This window comes from Methylobacterium sp. J-092 (genome assembly GCF_022829325.1).
Lineage (GTDB): Bacteria > Pseudomonadota > Alphaproteobacteria > Rhizobiales > Beijerinckiaceae > Methylobacterium.
Genome location: NZ_JAKSXU010000038.1, coordinates 20,997 through 35,186, shown reverse-complemented (window position 1 = coordinate 35,186; position 14,190 = coordinate 20,997). Strand labels below are relative to the sequence as shown.

12 protein-coding genes are annotated in these 14,190 nt (G+C 70.1%); 9 read left to right on the top strand and 3 right to left on the bottom strand.

Annotated elements, in window-relative coordinates; genetic code table 11:
* Positions 1 to 119 precede the first annotated feature (119 nt).
* The 6 genes from secA to MKK60_RS01605 all read left to right on the top strand — a co-directional run bounded on the left by secA (position 120) and on the right by MKK60_RS01605 (position 8,211).
* A complete protein-coding gene (secA, locus tag MKK60_RS01630; protein WP_243983600.1) occupies positions 120 to 3,017 on the top strand; it encodes a preprotein translocase subunit SecA in 2,898 nt (965 codons plus the stop codon).
* Between the two features lie 201 nt (positions 3,018 to 3,218).
* Entirely contained in the window at positions 3,219 to 3,884 is a 666-nt protein-coding gene (gene bioD, locus MKK60_RS01625) for a dethiobiotin synthase (RefSeq protein ID WP_243946255.1), read from the top strand.
* A gap of 112 nt (positions 3,885 to 3,996) precedes the next feature.
* Complete coding sequence (locus MKK60_RS01620) at positions 3,997 to 5,919, top strand: potassium transporter Kup (protein ID WP_409567347.1); 1,923 nt, start codon at positions 3,997 to 3,999, stop codon at positions 5,917 to 5,919.
* 245 nt (positions 5,920 to 6,164) lie between these two features.
* On the top strand, positions 6,165 to 6,377 hold the full coding sequence (locus tag MKK60_RS01615; RefSeq protein WP_147727207.1) for a CsbD family protein: 213 nt from the start codon (positions 6,165 to 6,167) through the stop codon (positions 6,375 to 6,377).
* A gap of 103 nt (positions 6,378 to 6,480) precedes the next feature.
* Positions 6,481 to 6,864 carry a CsbD family protein gene (locus tag MKK60_RS01610; protein ID WP_243983599.1) on the top strand — a complete coding sequence of 128 codons (384 nt, stop codon included), beginning with the start codon at positions 6,481 to 6,483 and terminating at the stop codon, positions 6,862 to 6,864.
* 162 nt (positions 6,865 to 7,026) lie between these two features.
* A complete protein-coding gene (locus MKK60_RS01605; protein ID WP_243983598.1) occupies positions 7,027 to 8,211 on the top strand; it encodes a complex I NDUFA9 subunit family protein in 1,185 nt (394 codons plus the stop codon).
* Positions 8,212 to 8,215: 4 nt separating this feature from the next.
* Here the strand turns inward: MKK60_RS01605 and MKK60_RS01600 are convergent, their stop codons facing one another.
* Complete coding sequence (locus MKK60_RS01600; RefSeq protein ID WP_147727210.1) at positions 8,216 to 8,926, bottom strand: sulfate transporter family protein; 711 nt, start codon at positions 8,924 to 8,926, stop codon at positions 8,216 to 8,218.
* Between the two features lie 166 nt (positions 8,927 to 9,092).
* Between MKK60_RS01600 and MKK60_RS01595 the strand changes: the two genes are divergently transcribed.
* Complete coding sequence (locus MKK60_RS01595; protein WP_243983597.1) at positions 9,093 to 10,421, top strand: flavin monoamine oxidase family protein; 1,329 nt, start codon at positions 9,093 to 9,095, stop codon at positions 10,419 to 10,421.
* Positions 10,422 to 10,516: 95 nt separating this feature from the next.
* Positions 10,517 to 11,134: a Crp/Fnr family transcriptional regulator gene (locus MKK60_RS01590; protein WP_147727710.1), complete on the top strand. Its 618-nt coding sequence runs from the start codon at positions 10,517 to 10,519 to the stop codon at positions 11,132 to 11,134.
* 46 nt (positions 11,135 to 11,180) lie between these two features.
* Here the strand turns inward: MKK60_RS01590 and MKK60_RS01585 are convergent, their stop codons facing one another.
* A complete protein-coding gene (locus tag MKK60_RS01585; protein WP_243983596.1) occupies positions 11,181 to 12,257 on the bottom strand; it encodes a hypothetical protein in 1,077 nt (358 codons plus the stop codon).
* Positions 12,258 to 12,339: 82 nt separating this feature from the next.
* Positions 12,340 to 13,341, bottom strand: a complete 1,002-nt coding sequence (locus MKK60_RS01580) for a 2-hydroxyacid dehydrogenase (RefSeq protein ID WP_243936346.1) — start codon at positions 13,339 to 13,341, stop codon at positions 12,340 to 12,342.
* A 240-nt stretch (positions 13,342 to 13,581) separates the two neighbouring features.
* Here MKK60_RS01580 and MKK60_RS01575 point away from each other — a divergent pair, with 240 nt between their 5' ends.
* On the top strand, positions 13,582 to 14,157 hold the full coding sequence (locus tag MKK60_RS01575) for an SH3 domain-containing protein (RefSeq protein WP_147727712.1): 576 nt from the start codon (positions 13,582 to 13,584) through the stop codon (positions 14,155 to 14,157).
* Positions 14,158 to 14,190: the final 33 nt, after the last annotated feature.

Sequence of the window (14,190 nt, the reverse complement as noted above, 5' to 3'; positions counted from 1 at the left end):
GCGCGCCGGCCTCTTTTAGATGCGGCCCGCGATATTTACCTCTATAAGCCCGGCCAACTCAGCCAAGGCCAGCCGTCTGCGGGAGACCGCCGACGGGCTTTCCCGTTTGCAGGTTCACGATGCTCGGTGCCCTCGCCAAGAAGATTTTCGGCTCGTCGAACGACCGGCGCGTGAAGGGCTATCGTCCCCGCGTCGCGGCGATCAACGAGCTCGAAGCCGAGATCCAGGTGCTGTCGGACGACGCCCTGCGCGCCCGCACCGACATGCTGAAGGCCGAGCTCGCGGCCGGCAAGAGCCTCGACGACATCCTCGTTCCCGCCTTCGCCACCGTGCGCGAGGCGGCCAAGCGCGTGTTCGGCCAGCGCCACTTCGACGTGCAGTTGATCGGCGGCATGGTGCTGCACGAGGGCGGCATCGCCGAGATGAAGACCGGCGAGGGCAAGACGCTGGTGGCGACGCTGCCGGTCTACCTCAACGCGCTGTCGGGCAAGGGCGTCCACGTCGTGACCGTCAATGACTACCTCGCCGCCCGCGACGCGGAGTGGATGGGGCAGGTCTACCGCTTCCTCGGGCTGACCGTCGGCACGATCGTGCACGGCCTCGACGACGAGCAGCGCAAGGAAGCCTACGCCTGCGACATCACCTACGGGACGAACAACGAGTACGGCTTCGACTACCTGCGCGACAACATGAAGTACGAGATGTCCCAGCTGGCGCAGCGGGGGCACAACTTCGCGATCGTTGACGAGGTCGACTCGATCCTGATCGACGAGGCGCGCACGCCGCTGATCATCTCCGGCCCTGTCGACGACCGCTCCGAGCTCTACGTCACCGTCGATGCGCTGATGCCGATGCTGGTGCCCTCGCACTACGACCTCGACGAGAAGCAGCGCACCGTCTCGCTGACCGAGGAGGGCAACGAGTTCATCGAGGACGCGCTGCGCGACGCCGGCATCCTCAAGGACGGCGACCTCTACGATGGTCACAACGTCACCATCGTCCACCACGTGAACCAGGCGCTGCGCGCCCACACGCTGTTCACCCGGGACAAGGACTACATCGTCAAGAACGACGAGGTGGTGATCATCGACGAGTTCACCGGCCGCATGATGCAGGGCCGGCGCTACTCGGAGGGCCTGCACCAGGCTCTCGAGGCGAAGGAGCGGGTGACGATCCAGCCCGAGAACCAGACGCTGGCCTCGATCACCTTCCAGAACTTCTTCCGCCTCTACGACAAGCTCGCGGGCATGACCGGCACGGCCTCGACCGAGGCCGACGAGTTCGCCGAGATCTACAAGCTCGAGGTCGTCGACATCCCGACCAACAAGGAGGTCGAGCGCGTTGACGAGGACGACCAGGTCTACCGCACCGTCGAGGAGAAGTACGCCGGCATCATCGAGGAGATCGAGACGGCGCATGCGCGCCACCAGCCGATCCTGGTCGGCACCGGCTCGATCGAGAAGTCCGAGCTGATCGCCGAGCTGCTCAAGAAGGCCGGCTTCACCCTGCTCGACTATTCCGATCCGAATGCACTCACCGACGTCTACGCCGCCGCGCGCGAGGGCCGCGTCACCAAGCGCTTCGCGGTGCTGAACGCCCGCTTCCACGAGCAGGAGGCCTACATCGTCGCCGAGGCCGGCGTGCCCGGCGCGATCACCATCGCCACCAACATGGCCGGTCGCGGAACCGACATCAAGCTCGGCGGCAACGTCGAGATGCGCGTCGAGAAGGAGCTCGCCGGCCTCGAGGACGGCCCCGAGCGCGACGCCAAGGTCGCCGCGATCAAGGCCGAGATCGCCGAGAACCGCACCAAGGTGCTGGCGTCGGGCGAGCCGGCCGATCCGGAAGCCGGCCGCAAGAAGGCGCTGCCGGGCGGCCTCTACATCATCGGCACCGAGCGCCACGAATCGCGCCGCATCGACAACCAGCTCCGCGGCCGCTCGGGCCGCCAGGGCGATCCCGGTCGCTCGAAGTTCTTCCTGTCGCTGCAGGACGACCTGATGCGCATCTTCGGCTCCGACCGCATGGACGGGATGCTGCAGAAGCTCGGCCTGGAGCAGGGCGAGGCGATCATCCACCCGTGGATCAACAAGGCGATCGAGAAGGCGCAGCAGAAGGTCGAGGCGCGCAACTTCGACATGCGCAAGAACGTGCTCAAGTACGACAACGTCATGAACGACCAGCGCAAGGTCGTATTCGAGCAGCGCCGCGACTTCATGGGCCAGGACAGCGTGTCCGAGACCGTCGAGGAGATGCGCCAGGCCACGATCGACGACCTTGTCGCGACCCATATTCCCGAGAACGCCTACGCCGAGCAGTGGGACGTCGCCGGCCTCCGCGAGCGCGTGACGGAGATCCTCAACCTCGACGAGCCGATCGAGGATTGGGCCAAGGAAGAGGGCATCGCCGACGAGGAGATGCGCGAGCGCCTGAAGAAGGCCGCCGACACCGCCTACGCCGCCCGCGCCGAGAAGAACGGTGCCGAGGTGACGACCTACATCGAGAAGCAGGTGCTCCTACAGACCCTCGATCACCTCTGGCGCGAGCACCTCGTGACGCTCGACCACCTGCGCCAGGTGATCGGCTGGCGCGGCTTCGCCCAGCGCGACCCGCTGAACGAGTACAAGTCCGAGGCCTTCGACCTGTTCAACGGCCTCGTCACGCAGCTGCGCGAGCAGGTCACCAGCCAGCTCTCGCGCGTCGAGATCATGTTCCAGGAGCCGGAAGCCCAGGCGAACCCGTTCGGGCCATCCCCCGGCCTGCCGCAGATGTTCGCCCAGCACCTCGATCCGGTCACCGGCGAGAACGAGATGGACTATGCCGGCCGCGGCACCGGGAGCGACGGCGGCGGCGGGCCGGCCTACGGCTACGCCGCCCAGGGGCTGTCGGCCGACGGGGCCGTGCTGGAGCGCGACCCCGACGACGCGACCACCTGGGGTCGCGTCGGCCGCAACGAGCCTTGCCCCTGCGGCTCGGGCAAGAAGTTCAAGCACTGCCACGGCAGCTTCACGGCCTGAGCGCCTGCTCTCGTCACGGCGCTCCCGTCCGTAGGGTTCTCGTTCAGGGGCGCTCCACCCGCCCCGTCATCCCGGGGCGCTGAAAGGCGGGCCCGGGATGACCTGGGATGGGATGTGCGGGCGACGTTTCGTTCGGCCTCGATCGATAGGCGGCGGACGGTCGCCATCGCGAGAACCGGTGCGCCGCGGGATCCATCATCCATGACGACCGTCTTCATCGCGGGCGCCGGCACCGAGATCGGCAAAACCTACGTCACCGCGGCGATCGTGCGGCGCCTGCGCGCCGACGGACGCGACGTGCGGGCGCTGAAGCCCGTCGCGAGCGGCGTGCCGCCGATGGGCGACCCGGATTTTGCCGGCAGCGATACGGCGCAGCTTCTGGCGGCCCAGGGGATCGCGGTCACGGCCGCCGCCGTCGCGGCCTGCTCGCCGTGGCGCTTCGCGGCGCCGCTCGCCCCCGACCAGGCGGCGGCTCTCGAGGGCCAAGCGCCCGTGCTCGAGGACATCGTCACGTGGTGCCTGGAGCGGATGGAGGCCGCGACGGGCACGCTGATCGTCGAGGGCGTCGGCGGCCTGATGAGCCCGGTGACCCAGGAGGCGACCGGCCTCGGCTGGCTGTGGTCGCTCGCCTGCCCGGCGATCCTCGTCTCGGGCAGCTATCTCGGGGCGATCAGCCACGCCCTGACGGCCTACGAGACCTGCCGGGCGGCCGACATCCCGGTCCTCGCCATCGTCGTCAACGAGAGCACCGGCGCGCCGACGCCGCCCGAGACGGTCGCCGAGGCGATCGCGCGCCACGCCGAGGTGCCGGTGATCGTCATCGCCCGGGATGCGCCCTGCCCCGATGCGCTCGCCGCCCTGATCTGACGTCGGGCCGACACACATTGACGCGATCGTCGGCGGCGATGCACGGTTCCGATGGACGGGCGCCGGGCGCCTGCTAGCGTCGCGCCGCGAAACGACGAGGGCGGGGCGTTCTGTGAGTGAGAGTCATGTCCGTGCGGAGGGGGGCGCCGAGCCCGCCGCCGCACGAAGGTTCCGCCCGGCCCTGCTGCTTGGGGCGCTCGGGGTCGTCTACGGCGACATCGGCACCAGCCCGCTCTACGCCTACAAGGAGGCGGTGCGGGCCGCCAGCGGCGGCGGCAACGCCGACCCCATCGCGGTGGTCGGCGCGGTCTCGCTGATCCTGTGGGCGCTGATCCTGATCGTCTCGCTGAAATACGCGGTGCTGATCCTGCGCGCTGACAATGCCGGCGAGGGCGGCATCGTCGCGATGCTGGCGCTGCTGGGCGCCCGCCATGCGAAGCCGCGCTCGTGGAAGGCGCTGCTGCTCGTCGTCGGGCTGATCGGCGCGGCGCTTCTCTACGGCGACGGCGCGATCACCCCGGCGATCTCGGTGCTCTCGGCGATCGAGGGCCTGAAGGTCGATGCGCCGGCGCTCGGCCGCTACGTCGTGCCGATCACGATCGCGATCCTCGTCGCCCTGTTCCTGGTGCAGAGCAAGGGCGTCGCCTTCATCGGGCGGATCTTCGGGCCGGTGATGCTGCTGTGGTTCGTCGTCCTCACGCTGATGGGGATCAGCGGCATTCTGCATAAGCCGGAGATCCTGCAGGCGGCGAACCCCCTGAAGGCGGTGGAATTTCTGGTCCATGCCGGCTGGCACGTGAGCTTCGCGATGCTGGGCGCGGCCTTCCTCGCGGTCACCGGCGGCGAGGCGATGTATGCAGACCTCGGGCATTTCGGCGCCCGGCCGATCCGCGTGGCGTGGTTCGCCCTGGTGCTGCCGGCCCTGGTGATCAACTATTTCGGCCAGGGCGCGCTGCTGCTGGCCTCGCCGGACGCGATCGAGAACCCGTTCTACCGGCTCGCGCCGGGCTGGGCGCATTACCCGCTGATCGGGCTGGCGACGATGGCGACGGTGATCGCCTCGCAGGCGATCATCTCGGGTGTGTTCTCGCTGACCCAGCAATCGGTCCAGCTCGGCTTCCTGCCGCCGATGCACATCGTCCAGACCGCCTCGGAGGAGCGTGGGCAGATCTACGTGCCGGCGGTGAACTGGCTCCTCGCCGCCGCCACCATCGCCGCCGTCGTGATCTTCGAATCGTCCGACGCGCTCGCCGGCGCCTACGGCATTGCCGTGTCGCTGCTGATGGCGATCACCACGCTGCTCGCCGCGCTGATCGCCCGCCGATGGGGCTACAACCTCGTGGCGATCCTGGCGGTGAACGGCTTCTTCCTGCTGATCGACCTCGTCTTCCTTGGGGCCAACAGCGTGAAGCTGTTCGAGGGCGGCTGGTTTCCGCTGGTGCTCGCCGGCTTCGTCGCGCTGATGATGCTGACGTGGCGCAGGGGCAACCAGCTGGTCGAGGAGGCCCGCGTCGGCCTGCGCCAGCCCGAGGACGTGTTCCTGGCCTCGCTCCAGCACCAGGACCTGGTGCGGGTCCGCGGAACCGGCGTGTTCCTGTCGGCGGCGATGCACGGCATCCCGATGCACTTGTCGCGGTTCGTCGAGCGCAGCCACGCCCTGCCGGAGCGGGTGATGATCGTCTCCGCCCAGTACGAGGAGACCCCGACCGTGCCGCGCGAGGAGCGCAGCCACGTGACGATCCTCGCGCCCGACTTCTACCGGGTGACCCTGCGCTACGGCTTCATGGAGGAGGCCTCGATCCCCGATGGGCTGGCCTGCGCCGTCGAGCACCGCCGCCTGCCGCCGCAGATGCTCGACGACCTCACGGTCTTCATCGGCCACGAGACCATCATCCCGAAGAACGACGACCGCGGGATGCAGCCCTGGCGCGAGAGCCTCTACGCCTTCATGCAGCGCAACGCCGAGCGCACCGGCGCCTTCTTCGGCGTGCCGACGCGGCAGGTGGTGGAGGTGGGGACCGAGATTGAGATCTAGGAGAGGCTCCGCGCGCCGGTGCCGAAGCGTCCCGCCGGGCGGCCTCATCCCCCCGCCGGATCGAGACGTCGGGCCGCGTATCGGGCCCGACCCGAGCGTCGCGCGATCACGCTTTCGCGCGTGGCGGGGGCATTTGGAACCATCATGGGCGCTTGCCGTTCGGACATCCCGACAGCGTTCGGTCACGCTTCGCGGCGTCGTCGCGAGGCCGGGCCGGGATCGCTGAGCACACAGGGAGCGTCCCGATGAGCAGCACCACGGACAAGATCAAGGGCCTCGCCAACGAGGCGGTCGGCAACGTCAAGCAGGGTGTCGGCAACGTCACCGGCAACGAGAAGCTGCAGGCCGAGGGCAAGGCGCAGGAGCTGAAGGGCGAAGCCCAGAAGACCGTCGGCGACGCCAAGGACGGCGTGAAGGGCGCGGCCCAGAAGGCCGCCGACGCCGTCAAGAAGATCTGATCCGTCCAGCGCTCGGCACCGGGGCGGCTGCGAGCCGGCCCCGGTGCCCATCCGCGAAGGCCGGCGCTGCCGGCCTTCGGATCACGATGCGAGGGACGAAATCATGAACCGGGATCGATTCGAAGGCGGCGTGCGCAACCTGCGCGGCCGCGCCAAGACCGCGATGGGTGCAGTCGGCGGGGATGCCGGACGCCAGATCGACGGTGCCGTCGACCAGGCCGCGGGCGTTGCGCAGAAAGCCTACGGCCGTGCGCGCGAGACCGCGCAGAACTGGCGTCGCGACGGTGAGCATTTCATCGACGAAGCGAGCGAGCGCGGCCGCGCCATCGCCGACGAGGCCGTGAGCCGCGGACGTCATTACCGCGGCCGGGCGGAGCAGCATGGCCGTCACGTCGCGAAGCGCGCCGAGGAGAACAGGGGCGCTACCCTGGCGATCGTTGCAGCCGCCGCATTCGGCCTTGGTTGGCTCCTGCGGAGCGATCGCTGATCCATTCGGGGACGGGCGGTACGCGCCTGCAGGATGCGACGTTCAAGAACGTCGTTTCGTCGCCCGCCCGGCGCGTGCGACCGGTAAAAATGGTCTAAGGAACGGCGGACCGGGGGTGGCGATGCCCCCGAGCCCGCAGGCCCCACAGACCGAGACGAGGCGATGACCGGCTCCAGCACTCCGAACACCGTCCTACTGACCCCGTCCCTGACGCGGCCCGCTTCGCAGTTGGTCACCATCTTCGGCGGCTCGGGCTTCCTCGGCCGGCACGTGGTTCGGGCGCTGGCCAAGCGCGGCTACCGCATCCGGGTCGCCGTCCGCCGTCCCGATCTCGCCCTGTTCCTGCAGCCGCTCGGGAAGGTCGGCCAGATCGTCGCCGTGCAGGCGAACCTGCGATACCCCGATTCGGTCGTGCGGGCGGTCGAGGGTGCGGACGTGGTGATCAACCTCGTCGGCATCCTTCAGGAAACCGGCGCCCAGAGCTTCTCGCGCCTCCAGGCCGAAGGCCCCGGCTTGATCGCGCGGGCGGCGGCCAAGGTCGGCGCCGCGATGATCCACGTGTCCGCGATCGGCGCCGATCCGAACTCCGAATCGCGCTATGCCCGCACCAAGGCCGAGGGCGAGGCTGCGGTGTTCGCCGCACGACCCGACGCCGTCGTGTTCCGGCCCTCCCTGGTCTTCGGGCCGGGCGACAGCTTTTTCAACCGCTTCGCCAGCCTCGCCCGGTTCCTGCCGGTGCTGCCGCTGGCCGGGGCCGAGTCGCGCTTCCAGCCCGTCTTCGTCGGCGACGTCGCCGAAGCGATCGCGCTGGCCACCGACGGACGCGTGCCCGGCGGCAAGGTCTACGAGCTTGGCGGACCCGAGGTCGCGACGCTGGATCACCTCGTGCGCTACATGCTCGAAACGACGATGCGCAAGCGCATGGTGGTGTCGCTGCCGCTGCCGATCGCCAAGATCCAGGCCCGTGCCATGGAGATCGCCGACACCCTGACCTTCGGGCTGCTGCCGGCCGACCTCAAACTCACCCGCGATCAGGTCGTTCTGCTGCAGAACGACAACGTCGTCTCGGAGGCCGCCAAGGCGGAGGGCCGCAGCTTCGAGGGGCTCGGCATCCAGCCGACCGCCGCCGAGGCGGTGGTGCCGGGCTATCTCTGGCGCTTCCGAGCCGCCGGGCAGTTCGCCAAGGGCCGCGGTACCGAGGAGCAGGCCGAGATACCCGACTCGATCGCGCCGACCCCGATGGGCGAGGGCTCGCAGCACCGTCCGATGCGGGCGTCCGGTCCGGCGATCGGGGCCGACGCCGGCGGCTCGCCCGGCATGGGCCGGCGCTGGGGCAGCCGGAGCTAGGCCGCTACCGGAGCCGTCCCTGCAGGGCGGGGGCCGGCAGGCGGTGCGCCAGCCGCTTGTGGACGTGGACCATCAGCGCGATGCCGAACAGCGGCGTCAGCAGGTTGAGCACCGGGACAACCATCATCCCGGCCAGCAGGCAGCCCGCCGCGATCGTCGTGCCCGAGAACGTCCGGCGCATCGCGCCGGCCTCCGCCAGCGGCCGGTAGCGGGCCGCAGCCATCTCGAAATACTCGCGCGACAGCAGGTAGGCGTTGGCGGCGAAGAAGGCCGCCAGCCCGATCACCGGCACGAAGAAGATGATCAGCGCAGCAAGGTTCACCAGCAGGGTCAGGCCGGCGAAGCGCAGGGCGTAGAGCATCGCCGCGCCCCACGGCATCGGGCGGCCGGGCGGGTCGTCGGGGAAGTCGGTGCGCTCGACGATCTCGGCGGCGTCGTCGAGGAAGAACCCCGCCACCAGGATCGAGATCGCGGGCATCAGGTAGGCCAGCGCGACGAACAGCCCGAACCCGGCCAGGAAGTAGGCGAGGCTGTCGAGGATGGGGTAGGATTGCGAGATGTGGTGGCTCGCCTGGAACCACTGGATCAATCGCGTCAGCCCGAACCAGGCCAGCGCCAGGATGCCAAGCGTCAACCCGAGCGACTTCCACAGGATCGCACGGAGCGGCGGGGAGAAGGTCTGGCGCAGGGCCGCGAGCGCCGCCTGGATGAGCATGCCGTGATCCCGTCTCCCGCCGCCGATCGGCGCATCGCGGTTGTGGTGTCCCGATCCGTCCGCCGCAAGAGCACCGCTTGCGTCTCGTCGGCCTCGGGCCGGCGGGTTGGCTGAAACGCGCGACGGACCCGGAATGAGAACGACGAGAAGGATCGCGATCCGCGCAATGACCTCGATGCACGAGACGGCACCTTCGCATGCCCGGTTCCGGCCGAGCGTCGCGCCCAGGCTCGCCCCGCTGCCCGCGGACCCGGACGTGATCGTGGTCGGCGCGGGCGCTGCCGGGATCGCCGCCGCGCGGACGCTGGTCGCCGCCGGCCTGTCCGTCGCGGTGCTCGAGGCGCGCGACCGCGTCGGCGGGCGCACGGTCGCGACGATGCTGCGCGGCCATGCGGTCGACCTCGGGGCGCACTGGCTTCACGCGGGCCCGATCAACCCCCTCGTCCAATTGGGCTTCGAGCGCGGCGAGCCCCTGCGCCGGGCAGCCCAGGAGGGCCACGTCTGGGTCGGGCGTCGCCCCGGGCGCCCGTCCGAGGTCGCGGCCTCCGCCCGGGCCTTCGACCGCGCCGACCGGGCGATGCATGCAGGCGCCGCCGCGGGCGGGCCGGACCGTGCGGCGGCGAGCGCCCTGCCCCGCGGCCTCGGCCCCTGGGGCGCCCGCGTCGCGCTGGTCCACGGTCTGGTGTCCGGACGGCCGCTGGAGGAGGTCTCGCTCCAGGATTTCCCGAGCATGGAATACGGCGACAACTACTTCGTCGCCGGCGGCTACGGCGGCTACCTCGCGCGGCTGGCGCAGGGGCTGCCGATCGCGCTCGACTGCCCCGTCGCCGGCATCGACTGGACGGGAGCCGGCGTTCGCGTCGCCACCGCGGACGGGCGGACCCTGAAGGCCCGCGCCGTGATCGTGACGGTGCCGATGATGGTGCTGCGCGACAGCGTCGCCTTCTCGCCGGCCCTGCCCGCGCCGATCCGTGCCGCGATCGACGGGTTCCGGGTCGGCATCTACGAGCACGCGGTGCTGCACTGGCCGTCGAGCCCGTTCCGCGGGCGGGACCGTCTCGCAAGCCTCGTCGGCGGACGCTTCAGCCCGCCGGGCCTGCTCACCCGCATCGACGGGACGCCGTTCCACTATTTCGAGCTCGACTCGGTCGGGGCCGCCGAGATCGATGCCGCCGGCACCGGCGAGGACGGTCTACGCCGCCGCGTGCGCGCGACGCTGGCCGATCATTTCGGCGCCGGCCGCCTCCACGACCTGTCGATCCCCGCCGTGAGCGAATGGCGCCACGATCCCTGGTCGCGCGGCTCCTGGGCGTCGGTGCCGCCGGGCCACGCCGGCGCGCGCCGAACGCTGCACGCGGCGGTCGGCGAGCGGATCTGGTTCGCCGGCGAGGCGCTGTCGCGCGAGCAGTGGGGCACGACCGGGGGCGCCTATGCCGAGGGTGTGCGGGCGGCCGACGCCGTGGCGGAGCGTATCCGGATGGGCACAGCCGCGTGACGGGATGAGGCGGCGGCGCCGGATCGTCTTGCGGTCGAGCCTGAAACGCGATGCATCAGGGGACGGATGATCGCGATGCGGGAAGAGGCCGTCTGATGAACTGGGTCGAGGGCATCGGCTATCTCGGGACGGCGCTGACCATCTCGGCCTCGGCGATGAGCACGATGATCCCGCTGCGGATCATCTCGCTCGTGGCGAGCGCCGCGGTCATCACCTACGGCCTGCTGATCGGCAGCATGCCGGTGGTGCTGACGGAGGCGATCCAGATCCCGTTCAACGCCTGGCGGCTCTGGCAGATGGTCCGGCTGGTGCGCGACGTGGAGAAGGCCGCCGACGGCGACCTCTCCCTCGACTGGCTGAAGCCCTACGGCACCGAGCGGGCGTTCGCGGCCGGGGCATCGCTGTTCGCCAAGGGCGAGGCGGCGACGACGATGTACTACGTCGAGGCCGGCTGCTTCCGCATCCCGGAATACGGGATCGAGGTGCGGGCCGGCGGCATCGTCGGCGAGCTCGGCCTGCTCTCGCCGGGCAACAGGCGCACGGCCTCACTGGTCTGCACCGAGGCCGGCCGGGCGCTGGAAGTGCCTTATTCCGCGGTCAAGCAGCTCTACTACCAGAACCCGGAATTCGGCTTCAGCTTCCTGAAGCTCACCAGCGAGCGGCTGTTCCAGAGCGCCGATGCGCGGGTCGCGGTGAGCGGCGACGTAGCCTGATCCGCGGCCGACCGGAGCGATCTTCGAGGATTCCGCGAAGCCGCCTCTAGGTGCGTCGTCCGAGAAGGCCTTGCAAGACCGCCCGCACGGCCGATTCCGGGGGCGGCGGGGCGGCCCAATCGGGGACCGGCCCCTCGTGAAGGTGCCAGTCGCGGGACTGGAACCGGTCGCCGGCTCCTCCGATCAGGCCGAGCCCGACGCACGGACGATGCTGCCCGGTGCCGATGCGGCCGGCGGCCCAGACGCGCTGCCACTGATCGCGGACCGTCAGGTCGGCATCGCACCAGCCGAGGCGCTCGCGGCCCATCACGGCGAAGATGCGCTCGGGCGACGCTCCCGCCGGGATCCGGACCCAGGAGGAGAAAACGTAGGGTGTTGCCGGATCGAAGCGAGCGGGGTCGAGCAGCTTGGTGAAGGCGCTCAGGCCCGGTTCCCGATGGAGGCCCTTGTGCCGCGTCGTCCCACGCGGAAGCCGCATCGCATCGGCGGAGGGCGCGGGCGCGAGCCAGGCCAGCGGTACGCCGGCATGCTCGGCATAGGCGGCATCGCACAGGGCGACCCAGGATTCGAGGTCGACGTCCCAGGCCTGCTCCCCGGGCGCGAACCGCCGGACGCCGCCTTCCAGCACTCTCGGCCCGGTGCGCCTGAAAGGCGGCACCACCCCGTCGTCATCCGCCTCGTGCACACGAAGCAGCGTCGACGGCCCATGGCGCCACACGGCTTCGGCCAGCCGTGCGAAGGCGGAATCGGGCTCGCCCGGCTCGACCTTCCTCACGAGGATCTTCGCGCCGGTCGCCAGGTCGGCGAGCATCTTGGCCTTCAGGTGCGCCACCCGGCCGTATTCGCGCTCGAGCAGCGCGTCGTGATCAGTACCTTCGACCTGTCGTTGAGTGTTCGACCAGATGTTGTAGGTCTGGCTCCGGCAATAATACACGCCGGTCTCGGTCGCCTCCAGGATCAGGTCTCCGGGGGCGCCGTACCTCGAAAAATCGGTCGTCAGTGCCTCGATGAGGTCGTCGAGGGGCGTGTACGCGAAGCGCAACAGGCCCGACGGCTCGGCGCCGCCGTAGCGCTGCACGAAGCCGAACTCGCAATTGCCGCCGAGGCTGCGGAACGCGTGCATCCGACCGGCCAAAGGCGGAACCGGGGTCCCGGTCGCTTCCGTCGAGGCGCTCACCATCCCCATGCCGTGTCCCGATCCCGGCTCAGAGCATGCTGGGCAGGATCCGATCCGGCGGGCGGTGGCCGTCCATGAAGGTCTTGATGTTGATGATGACCTTCTCGCCCATGTCGATCCGGCTCTCGAACGTGGCCGAGCCCATATGCGGCAGCAGCACGACCTTGCCGGACTTTGCGAGCTTGATCAGGCGCGGGCTCACCGCGGGCTCCTGCTCGAACACGTCGAGGCCGGCCGCCGAGATCTCGCCGGCCTCGATCAGGCGGGCGAGCGCGTTCTCGTCGATCACTTCGCCGCGGGCGGTGTTCACGACGATCGCCTCGGGCTTGAGCAGCTTGAGGCGGCGGGCCGAAAGCAGATGGTAGGTGGCGGGCGTGTGCGGGCAGTTCACCGACACGATGTCGACGCGAGCCAGCATCTGGTCGAGCGATTCCCAGTAGGTCGCCTCCAGCCCGGCCTCGATCGCGGCCGGGACCCGGCGGCGGTTGTGGTAGTGGATCTGCAGGCCGAACGCCTTGGCGCGGCGGGCGAGCGCCTGCCCGATCCGGCCCATGCCGACGATGCCGAGGCGCTTGCCGGTGATGCGGCGCCCGAGCATCCAGGTCGGCGACCAGCCCGTGGTCCAGTCGTCGTCCGGAATGATGCGCGCGCCCTCGGGCACCCGCCGCGCGACGGCGAGGATCAGCGCCATGGTCATGTCGGCGGTGTCCTCGGTCAGGACGCCGGGCGTGTTGGTGACGGTGATGCCGCGCTCCAGCGCCCCGCCCACGTCGATGTGGTCGACGCCGTTGCCGAAATTGGCGATCAATCGCAGGTTCGGCCCGGCCTGGGCGAGGAGGCCGGCGTCGATCTTGTCGGTGACGGTCGGGACCAGCACGTCCGCCTCGCGCATCGCGGCGGCGATCCGATCGGACGAGAGCGGGGCGTCGTCGTGGTTCAGCCGCGCATCGAACAGCTCGCGCATCCGCGTCTCGACCGCGTCCGGCAGGCGTCGCGTCACGACGACGAGCGGCTTGCGCTTCAACGACATCTTCTCTCCCATCACCGGTTCGGGCAGGCCCGACACGAACGCCTCGCGCGGCGTCGACGCATCGTGGACCGGTCCCGTTCCCGGTTTCAAGCTCCGTTAACCGAGCTCCGCCAGACAGGAGCGGACGGCTTCCGGCCTCTCTACCAGAGGCAGGCCGGAACACAATCCGAAGTGCCGCGGCGGCACCAGCCCGCGGCGCGGGCGTTCTATCGCCGACGTGCGAAGATCAGGAGATGGACGATGCGGCTGGCTCGGCTCTTCTTCGTGGGTGCCGCCCTCCTGGCGTCGCCCACCCTCACCCTGCCGGCTTCGATCGGGACGGCATCGGCCGCAGCGAGCGGCGGTCCCGAATCCGGAATCGGGCCCGTCACCAAGTTGCCGCTGCCGCGCTATGCCAGCCTGAAGACCGATCGCGTCAACCTGCGCGAGGGGCCCTCGAAGGATCACCGCACCCTGTGGGTGTTCCAGCGCGCCGGCATGCCGGTCGAGATCGTCGCCGAGTTCGAGACTTGGCGCCGCATCCGCGATTCGGAGGGGACCGAGGGCTGGGTCCTGCACTCGCTGCTCTCCGGCCGCCGGACCGCGATCGTCACCGCGTCCAAGGGCGCCGACAAGGCCGCGATCCCGCTGCGCGCGCGTGCCGACGACGGTGCCGAGGACGAAGCCCGCCTGGAGGCGGGCGTGATCGGCAGCGTGAAAACCTGCACCGGATCGTGGTGCCGCCTCGTCGTCGCCCTACCCTCGAAGCACGACGTGGACGGCTACATCCACCAGGACCGCCTCTGGGGCGTCTACCCGAACGAGAAGGTCGACTAGAAAAAAGGGCCCGGTTCGCACCGGGCCCTTTTC